We start from the raw sequence: 15,732 nt of genomic DNA, 5'->3' as shown, positions 1-15,732 counted from the left end.
ATATTATGAAAAAGAGAATACCGATGGCTATACTTGCCATTATTATTCTTACAGCTTTAGATCAACTGGTGAAACATCTCATATCCACCAACTTTCAGGTTGGACAGACAAGGAAAATAATTGACGGAGTTTTCCAGCTCAACTATGTTCAGAACAGAGGTGCGGCCTGGGGAAGTTTCTCAGGTAAGATCGTTTTCCTGCTTGCGATAACATTTGTTATCCTGCTTGCGGCTATATATGTATACATCAGGCTTGCAGGCAATCAGGAAAAGAAATATACACCGCTCAGGATATCACTGGTATTTCTCATATCGGGAGCTGTCGGCAATATGATCGACAGAGTTGCCCGTGGATATGTGGTTGACATGTTTGACTTCTGCCTTATTAACTTCCCGGTATTCAATGTCGCAGATATATTTGTCACATGCAGTTTTATTGTTATAGTTATTCTGGTGCTGTTCAAGTATAAGGATGATGAGCTCTCGGAGATCATACACCCAAAACAGACAGATGGACAGGAATAGTATATGGAAGAATATAACATCGAAGCCAGCGGCGACTGGGCAGGGAAAAGAATAGACAAGGTTCTCAGCGGGTATTTCAGCGATTATTCGAGATCTTTCATAAAGAAGTTATTTGATGACGGATATATTCAGGTCAACGGTAAGGCTTCAAAGCCGAGCTACAGTGTACGTACCGGAGATATTTTTGATATATCAGTGCCGGATCCGGTCAGCATTGACATTGAGCCTGAGAATATACCGCTCGACATCATATATGAGAATGATGACGTGATACTTGTGAATAAACCAAAGGGAATGGTGGTCCATCCGGCACCGGGGCACTACAGTGGGACTCTGGTCAACGGACTGATGTACCATTTTAAGGATTCCCTTTCCGGTATAAATGGAGAATTCAGGCCGGGAATCGTTCACAGGATAGATATGGATACAACAGGTGTACTTGTGGTGTGTAAGAACGATAATGCCCATAGATCACTGTCTGAGCAGCTTCACGAGCATAGTATAACCAGAAAGTATTATGCCATAGTCCATGGAAATATCGCACAGGATGATGGTACTGTGGATGCGCCGATCGGAAGAAGTCCTAAGGATCGGAAGAAGATGGCGATCAATACCAGAAATGGCAGACATGCCGTCACACATTACAGGGTTCTGGAGCGTTTTGGAGGAAAGTATACCTTTATTGAGTGTCAGCTTGAGACCGGCAGGACACATCAGATCCGAGTTCATATGGCATCCATTGGACATCCCATACTTGGGGATGAAGTTTATGGACCGAAGAAATGTCCGTTTAAGCTGCAGGGACAGACGCTGCATGCTGGTATTCTCGGTTTTGAACATCCCTCAACCGGGGAATACGTTGAGTTCAAGGCTGATCTGCCGGAATATTTTGAAGATCTTATAAAGAAGCTAAAACTGTTAAATTAATATAATGTAACAAACGAGTATAGACAATTGTCACATATTACGTGCAATTGTCTATACTTTTTTATTTACAGTTTATTGTATAAATGTTATAATAACCCATATAGGAATTTAAGTATTTTGTACATAAGTAATATATTTTGATATTTCTTACATGGAGAATACGAGAAGATGGGAGTGGTTACTATGGCAGAGAAGAAGATTATTACTATAGGTAGACAGTTCGGAAGTGGAGGCAAGCAAATCGGAGAAGCTCTTGCAGAAAAGATGAACATACCATTTTACGACAAGGAGTTACTTAAAGAGGCAGCAAAGAACAGTGGAATATGTGAAGAGATTTTTGACAGCTTTGACGAAAAGCCTACGAATAGCTTTCTTTACTCACTGGTGATGGATCCATATTCACTGGGATTTGGCAATTCAACAGAGCTTCCTCTCAACCACAAAGTTTTCCTTGCGGCATTTGACACCATCAAGAATCTTGCAGAGAAAGATGGTTCATGTGTATTTGTCGGCAGATGTGCTGATTACGCACTCAGGGATCTGGACAACGTGGTGAATATATTCCTGTATGCAGACATGGATGACAGAACAGCCAGAATCGCCAAGAAGTACAACATAAGTGAATCGAAGGCCAAGGATATGATCAAGAAGGAAGACAAGGCAAGAGCTTCATATTACAACTATTATACATCCAAGAGATGGGGCGAGATGAAGGGATACGACATATGTATCAATACTTCGAAGTACGGCATAGATAAGACGATAGATCTGTTATATGACATTGTAAACAATTATTGATCTCAGTCATGATTATTATTGAAAATTGTAATATATCATCATAATAATGTTATTATAAAATCTTGTATATAAAAAATGACAGTAGGTTGTTTGTTAAACGCTTACTGTCATTTTTGTTTTGTGATTGGATTTATTTTTTATATCCATAAGCTATTAATCAGTGCCTTGACCATCCGTCTATTCCGGCACCCTCGATGGAGGAAAATATACGATCTTTTACATCAGGCACGCGTACTTTGAGTTCGTCTATAATGTCTTTGCTTTCCTGACGCTTTGTGACGCCGTCAGCGGGACAAGGGTTCTTGCAGACTGGAAGATCGTTGGCGCGTGCAAATGCTCTTATTTCGCCTTCCAGGGCGTATATAAGAGGTCTTATGAGTGTGACACCTGATTTCTCCAGATGAGTGACAGGAGAGAAGGTGTGAATGCGTCCCTCATACAGCATGGACATCAGGAAGCTGTCTATAACGTCATCCTTGTGATGGGCATATGCGATCTTGTTGCAGCCAAGTTCTGCAGCACAATCATTGAAGGCTCCTTTACGCATACGACTGCAGAGTGAACATGGATTAGGTTCCTTCCTGTAATCGAAAACGATCTCGCCTATATGAGTTTTGCAAACCGTATAATTGACTCCAAGTGACTCGCAATATTCCTTAAGTCTGGACGTGTCAAAATCCTTAAATCCAAGATCTACGGTTATAGCTTCAATTTCAAATGGTATGGGATAAAACTTTTTCAGTTTGGACATTGCATATAAAAGTGTCAGACTGTCTTTGCCTCCGGATATTCCTATGGCTATCTTGTCACCGGGACTGATCATATCGTAATCAGTTATAGCTCGTCTTGTATATGATAAAAGCTTTTGTGATTTCATAAAAATACTCCTTAAGTTAACATAATATTATTATGGTTTAATTGTGCGTTTTTCACGAAGCTGTACTTCGTTTCTGAAACGACGTTTTCTGTCCTCATCCATATCAGCGTAGTGTTTTCTTGTTGTATTTACATCCGAGTGGCCTAATACGTCCGCCACCAGGTATATGTCGTCTGTAGCCCTATAAAGTTCAGTGCCAAACGTACTCCTGAGTTTGTGAGGTGTTATATGCTTTAAAGGAACGGAGGTAAGAGAGTATTTTTTTACAATATTCTCAACTGATCTGACAGATATTCTTTTTAATTGACCGGACAGAAATAACGCATCCTCATGGCCTTTTTCCGGTATCAGTTTTTTCCTTTCATCAAGATATTCAAGCAAAGCTTCACTTGCCTCATCACTGAAGTATACGTATGCCTCCTTGCCACCTTTTCGAACGATCTTAATCCGCATATTATCGAAATCAACGTCACGTATATCAATTCCAACGCATTCGGATACACGCATGCCGGTGCTGAGCATAAGTGATAAAAGCGCCAGGTCACGGACTTTATTTTTCTCATGATATTTTTTCTGGCGTTCAGTCAGGCCGCTGCCATACTCAACATTATCAAGAAAATCTGCAACTTCGTTTGGCTCCATTCGTATAATTTTCTTATCGTGTATCTTTGGCATGTCGACCTTTTCTGCAGCGTTTGAGCTTATACGGTCGTTTTTATACAGGTATGCAAAAAATACCCGGAGTGCAGATAATTTGCGTTTTAACGCCTGCTCACCGTTGGTGTATGTACGTCCGTTTTTAGTGTAAAGCTTCATGGCATGCAGGAACTCCTCGATGTCCTCGGCCTCAAGTCTGCTGAGATCCTCAGTAGTAATATCGAGTGGAGTTTTATCACGAAAGAATGGGTTATTTTCACATAAATACTCGTAGAATGTTTTTATATCCCTGGCGTAACCAAGGCGTGTTCTTGTGGATGTAGTATTCTCAATTCCACGAAAAGCGATCGTTGCGTATTGTGGTAACTCGGAAAGAATATCTCTGAGCAATAATATATTATTCTCATCGACCTGTTTGTTGTATGGCTTGGCTGGCATCGTTATATTTGAAACCTCCTGATATATGTTAATTTGTGGGCATATTCATGTATATGACTAAATGGATTATAGCATAATGTAATAAAATATGCTATATTTTTTCGTAAAACCTGAGTTTAGCGAATAGAAACATATAGACCAAAATACATTCCAACTGCACTGCTTTCACTGATTCTTACGACTCTCTAAGCAAAAATCTAAACAGAAAACGCATATAGAATCTATCATTTAATAGAATCTATATGCGTTGATCAAGAACATATAATTCCTTGTTTAATTGAGATCAGTCACTTCATAATATGGTATTACCAGGTTTGTTCCGGCTACTATCGATGAATCGTTGTTCAGATTGTTGATCGAGACAACTTCATCGATATAATCCTGGGTTGATGTATATTCATCAGTCATATACTTCTGAGCTATATCCCAAAGTGAATCGCCAGACTCAACGGATATACATGTGTAATACTTGGTGCTGGCATTGGTGGCATCAGCTTCGGATGCATCCATGTGTGTGATCGAAACATATAATACTGCTGCTATGATTATGGCTACAATTATTGTCACCTTTTTATTGCTAATGAAATTAAATAATCTATTCATCTCTATCCCTCCTGAACGTATGTTTGTTACTATGTTCGTATTATACCGAACAGATGTTTTGTTGTCAAGTGATTTTCGAACACTTGTACGACTGCAGTTCGTATTGTAACTCTGAATCCTTAATACTCCTATATTATGCACTATCAGGTGTCCATTTTTATTCCCACGAAAGAATAGATCCGGTCAAGAATATTCAAAACAAAGCAAAATTATAACAGAACATTCGTTTGCAATATCAGAACATATGTGCTATCATATTTTGTATATAACAGATTATGTTAAATAGAATTTATTTGTGGAGGTTCAATATACATGGGAAAAGGAAAGATATCTGATAAACAGACAGAGATTTTGGAATATATCAAGGAAGAACAGCTTAAGAAGGGTTATCCACCTTCAGTAAGAGAGATCTGCAAGGCTGTTGGACTCAAGTCTACATCATCAGTACATGCTCATCTCGCATCTCTTGAGGAGAACGGATATATAAGGCGTGATCCAACAAAACCAAGGGCTATAGAGATAATAGATGATGATTTTGCATTGTCAAGGCGTGAGGTTATTAATATACCTGTTGTTGGACAGGTTGCAGCTGGACTTCCTATCCTTGCCACACAGAATATTATGGATTATTTTCCTATTCCACCGGAATATTTACATAACACCAATAATCAGACATTCATGCTTCGCGTTAAGGGCGAAAGTATGATCAACATCGGAATCAACGATGGTGATCTCCTTATTGTTGAACAATGCTCTTCTGCTTCCAATCGTGATATTGTGGTTGCACTTATCGATGACGGGGCTACAGTAAAGAGATATTTTAAGGAGAATGGTCATATAAGACTTCAGCCGGAGAATGATTATATGGATCCAATTATCGTAGACCACTGTGATATACTCGGAAAGGTTATCGGATTATTCAGGCAGATGTAATTACAATATAATATAATAAATCCATTAAGAAAGAGATCCCCAGGTCAACATACGTCAGCAACATTTACGTATATGACCTGGGGATCAATTTATGTCATATTTTTTAAGAGGGGGCTTATTAAAAGTAAATTAACTTCAAAATAGTTAATTTATATCAATTTGTTAATTACATTATACCAATTAATTAGCTTATTTCAAGCCTAAATCCAAAAAAATAGACTAAAAAACCATAAAAAACAGTTTTTTAGTCTATTAGCTTAATGTATATTTAGTCTATTTTTAAGTAATCACATTTTAGTATATGTGCTTATCAGCATTCTGTTCTGCTATCTGTTTGAATTCCTTGAAATGAGCCTGGAATAATAATACCACCTTTGGATCAAACTGTTTACCACTCTGGCTTACTATCTCGGTATAAGCCTCCTCCATAGACCAGCCTTTCTTGTAGTATCTTGCTGATGTAAGGGCATCGAATACATCACATACAGCCATAAGCCTGCTGATATATGCGATCTCTTCTCCCTTCATATGCAGATATCCAGAGCCATCCCACTTCTCATGATGTTCCTTGGCGATCGTTCTTGCAATCTGAAGGATCTGTCCCGGACATTTTGAGAGAAGTGCGTCGCCATATAATACATGACTCTTCATAATGGCGAACTCCTCATCTGTAAGACGGGAAGGTTTGTTGAGTATTTCTTCGCTGATCATCAGTTTGCCGATATCGTGCATCATGGCTGCGGTTGAAAGCATGTCAACATAATCGTCATCAAAACCGGATGCCTTTCCAAGAACCTCCATGTATTTTGCAACTCTCTTGATGTGCTCACCTGTTGATTTTGACTTGCTCTCTGAGAGCTCGGCAAACGCATATATGAGTTCCTTCTGATTAGTCTTGACCTCTTCAGCATGGTCTATAACATTATTGAGCATTGTTGAGTTTCTTGATACTATGAAATATGATACAAATGACATGATAAAAATGGCTATAACACATGGCGCTATGACCAGTATCATATTGTCAGCAAAATCATCATGTGCGGGTGGAATAACAAGATCACATAATCTGTAATTGACTATATCTGCAGCGAATACACCGACTGTAGATAAAAGCGCAGTATAGAGAACCATTGTCTTGTTATAATAAAGGGAAGCTACAAGCATAGGAAATATCCAGACGATCATAGCTGTGTACGATAAAGTTGTATTGAGTATGGAGCATATGAGTACAGCCAATGCAATTACCACATATTTTATACATTTGCCCTCATTGTTCTTAAGTAGATCAATAAAAATCGTAGGTATAAGGGTCAGAATACAGCACACGCTCATGCATGAACACAGGATCACAATATTGCACTGTCCCCCGATATATGTAAATACCCAATATAGAAGTATCAATATCACGAAAAGCCTCATACATTTTGAGGCTATATGATTGATCTTTATATAATTATCACTTAAAAGTCTGTTACTCTCCATGCTTTAATCCCCAAATCTCACTTGCATCCAGCAAGCGTCTTAAAACCCCTGTGATCTCACGTTTTATAAACTGTCCGGAGATATCTGGTCTCCGTCGCTCCATATCTTTTCGATATTATAGAATCTTCTTGATTCTTCAGAAAATATATGGATTATTATATCATAATAATCCAGCAAAATCCATCCACCTTCAGAATATCCCTCCACTCCCTTGTGGGAATATCCAGCTTCGTGCATACTGTCCTCAACATTATCGCTGAGTGCCTGAACCTGTTTTTTATTTGTTCCGTCAGCTATCACTATATAATCACATAAGGTTGAAATTCTGCTTATGTCTATGATCTTAATGTCAAATGCTTTTTTATCCTCAAGAGCAGCACATGCTATCTTGAGCATCTCTCTGGAATCTGCCATATTAGTCCTCGCTGTTCAATGATGTATAATATTTATATGTCCGGACAGACATTTCGTCCGTGTCTCCACAGCTGCCACTGTCCAGATAAGTTAAAGTATTCTTTAATATGTGGGCCACCGAAGCGTCAATATCGGAGAATGCCTCATTTCTTATTTCATCTATCTCCGGCAAAGGCTTACGGTTCGGCTCTATATAGTCAGCCACAAAAACAATCTTTTCCAGAAGCGACATAGCCGGTCTTCCAGTTGTATGGAATTCTATAGCCGATCGGATGTCCTCATCGTCAACTCCGTATTTTTCTCTTGCGTAATATGCTCCCAGCTTTGCGTGTAAAAGCTCAGGGTTAGCAAATTCGACCTGGCTTATTGGAAGTCCGTGTTTTTTGCATCTTGCTATCTTCTCGTCTGCAGGCAGACATTTGGCGCAGTCATGTAGAAGTCCGGCAGTCAAAGCTTTGTTAACATCTGCTCCGTGAACCATGGCCAGGCAGCCTGATACATATTCCACACCAAGTGAATGTTCAAATCTTTTCTTTGTGAGCTTGTTTTCAAGGCGCTCACGCATCTCAAATCTGTTCATCTTATCTCCTATCTGTTGCAAATGTTCAAGTATAAGTAATATTCAATATATGTTGTTATACCTGCCAGATCAAACGTGATATAGACCATTGTCCTTGATATATGTTATCACGCTGTCGGGAACCATATCCCTGATATCTTCTCCTGACCGCACAGCAGCTCTTATATCACTTGAGGATATATCGTGCTGGTGGATGTACTCCCGGCGGATATCAGAAGCCGGAAACAGGCTGTGCAGGCTTGCTATCTTGTTGTTGATCATATCCTCAGGAGCTCCACTTCTTGTTGTGACAAGCAGCGTTGCATGCCTTGATATGATGTCAGGTCTGTGCCAGTGGTCAAAATACATAATGGAATCCCCGCCCATGATAAAATACCAGTGAACGTCAGGATATAACTCATGAAGGGCCTCAAGCGTATCTGAGGTGTATGTAATCCCGGGACGTCTGAGCTCAAAATCAGAATACTCCAACCCTTTTATGCCATCTATGGCAAGTTTTATCATGTTGACCCGGTGATCTGTTGTAACTTCGTTGGAAATATCTTTATAACCAGGCTTATTGTTGGGCATCACAAGCACTTTATCCAGTCTAAACTGTTCCAGTGCCTGTACGCCAAGCTCTATATGTCCATAGTGTATAGGATTGAATGTTCCGCCGAGTATACCTACATGTCCTGCTTTTTGTGCCAGCATGGCTTATTCCCCCTATGGAAGTTCGATCTTCTTATGTTCCTTTGACTCCTTGTACAGAACGATCTTTCTGCCGATCACCTGAACTACCTGTGAGTGTGTTCTCTCACCGAGCATAGCTGCTATCTCACGAGGATCGTCAAGACAGTTCTTGAGAACAGAGATCTTGATTAGTTCTCTCGCCTCAAGAGCCTCTGCAACAGATTCTGTGAACTCAGGTGTGAGTGATGATTTGCCTATGTTGAGTATAGGCTGGATGGTCTGTGCCAGCCCCTTTAAATATGCTCTCTGTTTGCTATTCATACGTGTTTATTCCTTTACTTATAATAATCAAATTCAAGGAAATACATTCTTACAGTATCTCCGTCTACACAGCCAAGCTCCTCAAGCTGTGCAAGTATTCCATTGTCTCTGAGGAACTTCTGGAAGAAATCAAAGCCCTTCTCAGATTCAAGGTTCGTATATCCGAGCATCTTCTCGATTCGTGGACCCTCGACGATATATACACCCTCCTCCTCGTCTGACTTTCTGACTTCAAATGGAAGCTCAGGATCATCCTGCATGGACAGATCTATCTCAGGTTCAAATTCGATGATCTCCCTTGGAGACTGCTTTACAAGGTCATTGACATACCAGAGAAGTTCATTGATACCCTTTCCTGATACTGCAGATATAGGGAATATCTTATATCCTTCATCCTCCGGGAATTCCTCCTTAAGCATCTCTATGACAGTCTCATAGCCCATATCATCCAGAAGATCGACCTTGTTGGCTGCTATAACCTGTGGACGGTTCTCGATGTCTTTATTGTACTTCTTGAGCTCTTCATTGATTACGTGGATATCATTGATCGGATCTCTTCCATCCACCGAGGCTGCATCCACGATGTGGATTATAACCTTTGTACGCTCTATATGTCTTAAGAACTGAAGTCCAAGACCTGTTCCTTCTGACGCACCTTCAATTATGCCTGGAATGTCTGCGATCACGAAGCCGTTCTTATCCCCGAGATCCACCACACCCAGGTTCGGAACTAAAGTGGTAAAATGATATGCCGCGATCTTAGGACGGGCATTCGTAACTCTTGCAAGGAAGGTTGATTTACCTACACTTGGGTATCCGACAAGTCCTACGTCAGCTATACACTTGAGTTCAAGATCTACTGTAAGCTCCTTGGCTGGCTGACCAGGCTGTGCATACTTTGGCGCCTGCATGGTCGAAGTTACATATGTTCTGTTGCCACGGCCACCACGGCCTCCTTTAAGGAAAACAACAGGTTCCTTCTTGTATGCCATATCGAGAATAACCTTACCTGTCTCTGAATCTTTGACAACAGTTCCAGGTGGAACCTTGAGCACGATATCGGCACCATTGCTGCCATGGCAGTTCTTCTTGCCGCCCTCTTCACCGTCTCCGGCTTTGTATTTTGTCACATGTCTATAGTTAGTGAGCGTGTTCATTCCCTCGTCGACAACAAAGATAACGTCACCGCCATTACCTCCGTCACCGCCGTCAGGACCGCCGTTTGGAACATATTTCTCTCTTCTGAAGGATACATGTCCGTCACCGCCCTTGCCTGATCTCACATATATTCTGGCTCTATCGGCAAACATAATATACCGCCTTTCTATGTCAGATATTCTATACCGAATATTCAATGTCTAAACTACCTGTGTCAAGTTCTGCAGATACATCTGCACACTATTTCATAGTATACCCCATATCTGCACTTTTGTCTGTAAAAAAAGACTGGAATAATAAAAATTACTCCAGTCTCTTGATAGTATTACTTATATATATCCAATATTACTCGTTAACTACTGGATAGATAGAAACCTGCTTCTTGTCTCTACCCTTTCTCTCAAATCTAACGATACCATCAGCTGTAGCGAACAGTGTGTCATCTCCGCCGATACCAACGTTAAGACCTGGATGAATCTTTGTTCCACGCTGTCTGTAAAGGATGTTACCAGCCTTTACGAACTGACCGTCAGCTCTCTTAGCGCCAAGTCTCTTGGACTCTGAGTCTCTGCCGTTCTTTGTAGAACCTACACCTTTCTTATGAGCGAAAAACTGAAGTTCCATCTTCATCATGTCAATTACACCTCCTTAAAGGTCATACAAATATAATCGCCATAGGATTCTTCGATTCCGGATATACCGATCACAAGCGCCTGCATCAAAGTCTGTGCCTTGATATCCGGCTCCTCTGTGAATATGAAATCCATATGTCCGCTCTCCTGATCGCAGTCAAGTGTGAAATTCACATCTGAAAGCTTCTCAACAGAGTTCAGGATGGTTATCGTGATCGCTGAAACTGCGCTACAGACGATATCTTGTCCAGGATCATCATATTCCGCATGTCCATCCGTCTTAAATCCTATATATTCCGAATTGCTGTTCTGATAAATAACTACATCAATCATGTCTTATAATCGATACAATCAATACCAATTAAGCGTTGATCTTCTTGATCTCAACCTTAGTATATGACTGTCTGTGACCATTCTTCTTGTGATAGCCAGTCTTTCTCTTGTACTTGTAAACAATAACTTTCTTAGACTTGCCTTCACCAACTACTGATGCTGTTACAGATGCATTAGCAACTGCATCTCCACACTTAACGTCTGAATCAGTGCTTACTAAGATAACATCATCAAATGTTACTTCGCTTCCAGCCTCTGCTGCGAGCTTCTCAACCTTGATCACGTCTCCTTCAGCTACCTTGTACTGCTTACCGCCTGTTGCTATAATTGCGTACATGGTTAATACCTCCTTAATCAAACTCGCCAGTTTTGGTGGTGTCTGTTGACACACTTATACCTAACTGTGCGGCATACTCATATAATCTACCATTGAGATGATTATTTGTCAATAATTTTCTGATATATTTTTACAATATTTTTTGATTTATTTTCATCAAAGCTTAACCATTTCGTGAAGCGGTCTCTTTAACTTCTTTCTGGTCAGCTCTATAAGTCCAAGCTTGGTGATATCTACGAATTTGGCTGGTACAGGATCGTCTGCCAGCTCTCTTATCAGGGTATCACGTATCCTGAGAATATCATCGGGATTCTTCATGTTTATAAAGTCTATGACTACTATCCCTGACAGATTGCGGAGTCTTAACTGACGGCAGGTTTCGATGGCAGCCTCGGTGTTGACCTTCAGCATGTGCTGTTCCATATCTCTGCCTGATATAGCCTTGCCTGTATTCACATCCACAACTACCATGGCCTCAGTCTGCTGGATTATAAGGTAGGCACCTGACTTAAGCCATACTCTCTCCTTTAGAGCTCCCTCCACTTCTTTATTGAGATTGTAGATTGCCGTAAGCGGACATGCTGTATCGGTATGAAGCGTTAAGTCTATTGTTCCAGGCTGTTTTTTCTCTATGTAATCCTCAAATACGTGGAATATTTCTTCATCATCGGTTACCAGTGAATCTAGCTTATTACTTCCCATGAAAGTAATGTTTTCTATATATTCCGGTGGATTCCGGTACAGACAGGAAAAGCATTTTCTGGTTGTTGCGGCCTTCAGGATCTGCGTGAGACGACCGCCCAGCTCATTCAGTTCACGTTTTATGAGTTCAGGGTCCGCATCCACAGCATTTGTCCTAATGATACAACCTATACCCGCCGGGAGGGTATTTCGCGCGATGTCCTTAAGCTCGTCCCGGAGCTTTCTGCTGCTTATCTTGTTCGATACACCGATCTGTTCCCCGGTGTGGACCACACAGTAATCCCCGCGGAGGGTGAGCTCCGATGAACCAACAGGGTTCTTGGTCTTGACTGCGTCACGGCTGATCTGAACGACTATCTCATCGCCGATCCTGAGCTTTGTGTGCTCCCTGCCATCGGCGTATATAATATCATTGTCATCCAGACTGTAGTAGCAGGGAAGTCTGTCACCGTAATCCACGAAGCAGGCATTTATATTGTTTACGATGTTGGCCACCTTGCCCACATAGATATTGCCGAGGACTGTACTGCCCTCTGACAGGTTAAGATCTGTGACTTTGCCATCCTGTATAACAGCCTGTAATATTTTGTTGTCGTAGTGTGTAACTACCAGCTTTCTCATGTGATATTCCCCTTATAATCTTTCAAATATACGGTCAGGCAGACTCTTAGAATGGTGAACCGGCCTTGTATAGAGGTATTATATTGCCATCAGGGCCATCCATGTACGTCTCCAGTCTGTGAATATGATAATGGAACTGGTTGTGACTGACACCCGCATACGCGCAGAGAGCCTGCATGACGAGCTCCGGCTTGAGGTTGTATTCACTTCCGGTTGACAGCAGCATATATATCTGATCGTCCCTCAGCTCGCAGGTCATGATACCAGGTTTTATATTCTCCTCGCGTTCGCTCTTCTTTGTTTTTTTCAGAATGACGATCTGATCCTGCGACATGAAGGATTCCACACTGTCCAGTATATTATGCCGTTCTTCAGTTCCTGCTTTGTCAAGGAATGAGATGACATAGTCCGATGCTGACACAACTGACATGGAGTTCTTTGCATCATCGGGAAGAAGTACACACTCAGTGACCTTCATCTCATCAACCGATACGGCATTCAATGCGTCGATCATCTCTCTGGATGTTGTAACGGATTCAAATTCTCCGTCAAAGTATTCGCCATCAGAAGTGATCCCCATGGCCAGCGGAGCGGCAAACGAGATGATCTGGTGAGGCGAATATCCCTTGGAATAGCTCACATCCAGACCGGCACGTCTTATCTCCTTCTGGAAATATCTCATAACGTCAAGGTGTCCTATAAATCTGAGGTTACCGAGCTTGGAGTATTTAATTCTTATTTTCAAAACATACACCTCCTCCAAATCTTGCGGCACCACAGCCGGAACACTGCTGTCTGCAGTTAGGGGTTACCTTTTCGTTCTGGGCGTTCTCCCACTCTCTCTCAAGGAACTTTCTTGTGACTCCTATATCAATGAAATCCCATGGAAGTATCTCATCAACACTTCTGTCCCTGTATGTGTAGAAATCTATATCCAGACCGTGCTTTGCCATGGCGTTGTCCCAGTTTTCTTTTTTGAAGAACTCTGTCCATGCGTCAAATATCTGACCGGCCTTATAGACATCATATATTACATCGCAGAGCTTCCTGTCGCCTCGAGCAAGCAGTCCCTCAAGTATGGTGATATCTGCTTCGTGGTACTGGAACTTAAGACTCTTATGGTTCTTCTCTGCACGGAATCTGTCCTTCACAAAGTATGCACGCTTGACAAATTCCTCAGGCCTTATCATCGGAGCCCACTGGAACGGAGTAAATGGCTTTGGCACAAAATATGATGCCGATGCGGTGACCATGACACGTCCATTTCGTTCTTCTCTTGGGATATTTGCAAAGAAAAGCTCAGTGATCTCCTCCGACAGGTCTGCAATCCCGGCAATATCGTCATATGTCTCAGTAGGAAGGCCCATCATGAAGTACAGCTTCACCTTATCCCAGCCGCCTTTGAAGGCCTTCAGGGCACCATCCATTATGTTCTCCTTTGTGAGACCCTTGTTTATAACATTTCTGAGTCTCTGCGTTCCTGCCTCAGGGGCAAATGTAAGTGAACTCTTCTTCACATCCTGGATCTTGCTCATGACATCCAGAGAAAAGGCGTCTATACGGAGCGATGGCAGAGAGATATTTACATGCTCATTGTCCATCTTCTCGATCAGGCAGTCTGTGAGTTCCGGAAGCTCCTCGTAATCACTCGACGACAGACTGCTGAAGGTTATCTCCTCGTGTCCTGTACTTGCCAGCATTTTCTCAGCATAGCCCTTTAACAGATTGACATCCTTAGGTCTGGTTGGTCTGTATATCATTCCAGCCTGGCAGAATCTGCAGCCTCTTATACATCCGCGCATGATCTCAAGAACAACTCTGTCCTGAGTGAGCTTCATGAATGACACAACAGGCTTCTCAGGGTATGTGACTTTGCTGTGATCCATGACAACCGTCTTGGTTATCGTGGCAGGCACATCTTCAAATCTAGGAGCAAATGAAGCTATCGTGCCATCTTCCTTGTATGTGACTTCATAGAGCTCAGGAACGTATAATCCCGGAATGTTGGACACCTTTATGAGAAATTCTTCCCTGGTCATATCAGAGTGCTTATACACCTTGTAAAGCTCCAGAAGTGCATCATATGATACTTCGCCCTCACCCATATAGAATATGTCAAAGAAGTCTGCTATAGGCTCAGGATTGTATGAGCATGGGCCTCCGCCTATAACAAGTGTGTCTCCCTTTTTTCTGTCTCTTGTACGGAGTGGGATTCCAGCCAGATCAAGCACCTGAAGAATATTGGTGTAACACATCTCGTACTGGAGTGTTATTCCAAGGAAATCAAAATCCTTTATAGGATCCTGGGATTCCAGCGCGAACAGAGGGATGTCATGTTCTCTCATCTCCGCGTCCAGATCAGGCCATGGCGAATAAACTCTTTCACACCATGTGTCCTCTCTCCTGTTGAACATATCGTACAGTATCTGAATTCCGAGATGGGACATACCTATCTCGTATACATCAGGAAAACACATGCAGAAACGCACATCAACCTTGTCCTTGTCCTTCATAACACTGTTGTATTCTCCACCTATATATCTGGCGGGCTTTTCAACCTTCATCAGTATTTCATCCGGTAAAGCTAATCTTCTCATAAAATAATATCCTTAAATAATTTTCTTGTGATCATATTATCTGATATCTCCAAATGGAAATATTCAATTACAGCAAAAGAGATGCGCACGGAATTTCCGTATTCAGTGCGCATCCTCTATATATCT

19 protein-coding genes are annotated in these 15,732 nt (G+C 41.6%); 4 read left to right on the top strand and 15 right to left on the bottom strand.

The window, feature by feature from the left end; translation table 11 throughout:
* The first annotated feature begins 5 nt into the window (after positions 1–5).
* The 3 genes from lspA to DW025_RS08925 all read left to right on the top strand — a co-directional run bounded on the left by lspA (position 6) and on the right by DW025_RS08925 (position 2,249).
* A complete protein-coding gene (gene lspA, locus DW025_RS08935) occupies positions 6–524 on the top strand; it encodes a signal peptidase II (protein WP_119999606.1) in 519 nt (172 codons plus the stop codon).
* A gap of 3 nt (positions 525–527) precedes the next feature.
* Positions 528–1,451: an RluA family pseudouridine synthase gene (locus DW025_RS08930; RefSeq protein ID WP_119999604.1), complete on the top strand. Its 924-nt coding sequence runs from the start codon at positions 528–530 to the stop codon at positions 1,449–1,451.
* Between the two features lie 183 nt (positions 1,452–1,634).
* Positions 1,635–2,249, top strand: coding sequence for a cytidylate kinase-like family protein (locus tag DW025_RS08925; protein ID WP_022216466.1), 615 nt, complete (start codon positions 1,635–1,637; stop codon positions 2,247–2,249).
* A 157-nt stretch (positions 2,250–2,406) separates the two neighbouring features.
* On the opposite strand, the gene DW025_RS08920 is transcribed toward DW025_RS08925, so the two are convergent.
* The 3 genes from DW025_RS08920 to yneA form a co-directional block, all read right to left on the bottom strand.
* A complete protein-coding gene (locus tag DW025_RS08920; protein ID WP_117548961.1) occupies positions 2,407–3,126 on the bottom strand; it encodes a tRNA 2-thiocytidine biosynthesis TtcA family protein in 720 nt (239 codons plus the stop codon).
* A gap of 30 nt (positions 3,127–3,156) precedes the next feature.
* Positions 3,157–4,221, bottom strand: coding sequence for a tyrosine-type recombinase/integrase (locus DW025_RS08915; protein WP_055144446.1), 1,065 nt, complete (start codon positions 4,219–4,221; stop codon positions 3,157–3,159).
* A gap of 273 nt (positions 4,222–4,494) precedes the next feature.
* Entirely contained in the window at positions 4,495–4,824 is a 330-nt protein-coding gene (gene yneA / locus DW025_RS08910) for a cell division suppressor protein YneA (RefSeq protein WP_015534940.1), read from the bottom strand.
* Between the two features lie 312 nt (positions 4,825–5,136).
* Between yneA and lexA the strand changes: the two genes are divergently transcribed.
* Positions 5,137–5,757, top strand: coding sequence for a transcriptional repressor LexA (gene lexA / locus DW025_RS08905; protein WP_022216463.1), 621 nt, complete (start codon positions 5,137–5,139; stop codon positions 5,755–5,757).
* 294 nt (positions 5,758–6,051) lie between these two features.
* Here the strand turns inward: lexA and DW025_RS08900 are convergent, their stop codons facing one another.
* The 12 genes from DW025_RS08900 to DW025_RS08845 all read right to left on the bottom strand — a co-directional run bounded on the left by DW025_RS08900 (position 6,052) and on the right by DW025_RS08845 (position 15,606).
* A complete protein-coding gene (locus DW025_RS08900) occupies positions 6,052–7,239 on the bottom strand; it encodes an HD-GYP domain-containing protein (RefSeq protein WP_118757754.1) in 1,188 nt (395 codons plus the stop codon).
* A gap of 63 nt (positions 7,240–7,302) precedes the next feature.
* Positions 7,303–7,653 carry a ribosome silencing factor gene (gene rsfS, locus DW025_RS08895; RefSeq protein WP_119999602.1) on the bottom strand — a complete coding sequence of 117 codons (351 nt, stop codon included), beginning with the start codon at positions 7,651–7,653 and terminating at the stop codon, positions 7,303–7,305.
* A gap of 1 nt (position 7,654) precedes the next feature.
* Positions 7,655–8,233 carry a bis(5'-nucleosyl)-tetraphosphatase (symmetrical) YqeK gene (gene yqeK, locus DW025_RS08890; protein WP_082418046.1) on the bottom strand — a complete coding sequence of 193 codons (579 nt, stop codon included), beginning with the start codon at positions 8,231–8,233 and terminating at the stop codon, positions 7,655–7,657.
* Between the two features lie 69 nt (positions 8,234–8,302).
* The gene (nadD, locus tag DW025_RS08885; RefSeq protein ID WP_119999601.1) at positions 8,303–8,926 is read right to left on the bottom strand and encodes a nicotinate (nicotinamide) nucleotide adenylyltransferase; all 624 of its coding nucleotides are present in this window, start codon (positions 8,924–8,926) and stop codon (positions 8,303–8,305) included.
* A gap of 12 nt (positions 8,927–8,938) precedes the next feature.
* Complete coding sequence (gene yhbY / locus DW025_RS08880) at positions 8,939–9,226, bottom strand: ribosome assembly RNA-binding protein YhbY (RefSeq protein WP_022216458.1); 288 nt, start codon at positions 9,224–9,226, stop codon at positions 8,939–8,941.
* Between the two features lie 14 nt (positions 9,227–9,240).
* Positions 9,241–10,536 carry a GTPase ObgE gene (obgE, locus tag DW025_RS08875; protein WP_055144437.1) on the bottom strand — a complete coding sequence of 432 codons (1,296 nt, stop codon included), beginning with the start codon at positions 10,534–10,536 and terminating at the stop codon, positions 9,241–9,243.
* 193 nt (positions 10,537–10,729) lie between these two features.
* A complete protein-coding gene (gene rpmA / locus DW025_RS08870) occupies positions 10,730–11,017 on the bottom strand; it encodes a 50S ribosomal protein L27 (protein WP_004850948.1) in 288 nt (95 codons plus the stop codon).
* A 5-nt stretch (positions 11,018–11,022) separates the two neighbouring features.
* Positions 11,023–11,349 carry a ribosomal-processing cysteine protease Prp gene (locus DW025_RS08865; RefSeq protein WP_015534943.1) on the bottom strand — a complete coding sequence of 109 codons (327 nt, stop codon included), beginning with the start codon at positions 11,347–11,349 and terminating at the stop codon, positions 11,023–11,025.
* A gap of 28 nt (positions 11,350–11,377) precedes the next feature.
* Positions 11,378–11,686: a 50S ribosomal protein L21 gene (rplU, locus tag DW025_RS08860; RefSeq protein ID WP_004850943.1), complete on the bottom strand. Its 309-nt coding sequence runs from the start codon at positions 11,684–11,686 to the stop codon at positions 11,378–11,380.
* A 156-nt stretch (positions 11,687–11,842) separates the two neighbouring features.
* Positions 11,843–13,009: a ribonuclease E/G gene (locus DW025_RS08855; RefSeq protein WP_117548956.1), complete on the bottom strand. Its 1,167-nt coding sequence runs from the start codon at positions 13,007–13,009 to the stop codon at positions 11,843–11,845.
* 46 nt (positions 13,010–13,055) lie between these two features.
* Positions 13,056–13,763 carry a TIGR03936 family radical SAM-associated protein gene (locus tag DW025_RS08850; RefSeq protein ID WP_242859136.1) on the bottom strand — a complete coding sequence of 236 codons (708 nt, stop codon included), beginning with the start codon at positions 13,761–13,763 and terminating at the stop codon, positions 13,056–13,058.
* Positions 13,738–15,606 (bottom strand): TIGR03960 family B12-binding radical SAM protein, encoded by a 1,869-nt coding sequence (locus tag DW025_RS08845; protein ID WP_118016534.1) that lies wholly within the window; start codon positions 15,604–15,606, stop codon positions 13,738–13,740. Before DW025_RS08845 ends, DW025_RS08850 begins: the two co-directional genes overlap by 26 nt.
* Between the last annotated feature and the right edge of the window lie 126 nt (positions 15,607–15,732).

Origin of the sequence: Coprococcus sp. AF38-1 (genome assembly GCF_003603945.1) — a bacterium.
GTDB classification, from domain to species: Bacteria; Bacillota; Clostridia; order Lachnospirales; family Lachnospiraceae; genus Coprococcus; species Coprococcus aceti.
This window is presented reverse-complemented; position numbering and strand designations above follow the sequence as displayed.

Excerpts from the sequence above, each read along its gene's own strand:
- DW025_RS08900 (WP_118757754.1), bottom strand. The coding sequence starts at position 7,239 with ATGGAGAGTAACAGACTTTTAAGTGATAATTATATAAAGATCAATCAT.
- obgE (WP_055144437.1), bottom strand. The coding sequence starts at position 10,536 with ATGTTTGCCGATAGAGCCAGAATATATGTGAGATCAGGCAAGGGCGGT.
- DW025_RS08915 (WP_055144446.1), bottom strand. The coding sequence starts at position 4,221 with ATGCCAGCCAAGCCATACAACAAACAGGTCGATGAGAATAATATATTA.
- DW025_RS08920 (WP_117548961.1), bottom strand. The coding sequence starts at position 3,126 with ATGAAATCACAAAAGCTTTTATCATATACAAGACGAGCTATAACTGAT.
- DW025_RS08865 (WP_015534943.1), bottom strand. The coding sequence starts at position 11,349 with ATGATTGATGTAGTTATTTATCAGAACAGCAATTCGGAATATATAGGA.
- DW025_RS08845 (WP_118016534.1), bottom strand. The coding sequence starts at position 15,606 with ATGAGAAGATTAGCTTTACCGGATGAAATACTGATGAAGGTTGAAAAG.
- lexA (WP_022216463.1), top strand. The coding sequence starts at position 5,137 with ATGGGAAAAGGAAAGATATCTGATAAACAGACAGAGATTTTGGAATAT.
- yneA (WP_015534940.1), bottom strand. The coding sequence starts at position 4,824 with ATGAATAGATTATTTAATTTCATTAGCAATAAAAAGGTGACAATAATT.
- nadD (WP_119999601.1), bottom strand. The coding sequence starts at position 8,926 with ATGCTGGCACAAAAAGCAGGACATGTAGGTATACTCGGCGGAACATTC.
- yqeK (WP_082418046.1), bottom strand. The coding sequence starts at position 8,233 with ATGAACAGATTTGAGATGCGTGAGCGCCTTGAAAACAAGCTCACAAAG.
- DW025_RS08855 (WP_117548956.1), bottom strand. The coding sequence starts at position 13,009 with ATGAGAAAGCTGGTAGTTACACACTACGACAACAAAATATTACAGGCT.
- rpmA (WP_004850948.1), bottom strand. The coding sequence starts at position 11,017 with ATGATGAAGATGGAACTTCAGTTTTTCGCTCATAAGAAAGGTGTAGGT.
- yhbY (WP_022216458.1), bottom strand. The coding sequence starts at position 9,226 with ATGAATAGCAAACAGAGAGCATATTTAAAGGGGCTGGCACAGACCATC.
- rsfS (WP_119999602.1), bottom strand. The coding sequence starts at position 7,653 with ATGGCAGATTCCAGAGAGATGCTCAAGATAGCATGTGCTGCTCTTGAG.
- lspA (WP_119999606.1), top strand. The coding sequence starts at position 6 with ATGAAAAAGAGAATACCGATGGCTATACTTGCCATTATTATTCTTACA.
- DW025_RS08930 (WP_119999604.1), top strand. The coding sequence starts at position 528 with ATGGAAGAATATAACATCGAAGCCAGCGGCGACTGGGCAGGGAAAAGA.
- DW025_RS08925 (WP_022216466.1), top strand. The coding sequence starts at position 1,635 with ATGGCAGAGAAGAAGATTATTACTATAGGTAGACAGTTCGGAAGTGGA.
- rplU (WP_004850943.1), bottom strand. The coding sequence starts at position 11,686 with ATGTACGCAATTATAGCAACAGGCGGTAAGCAGTACAAGGTAGCTGAA.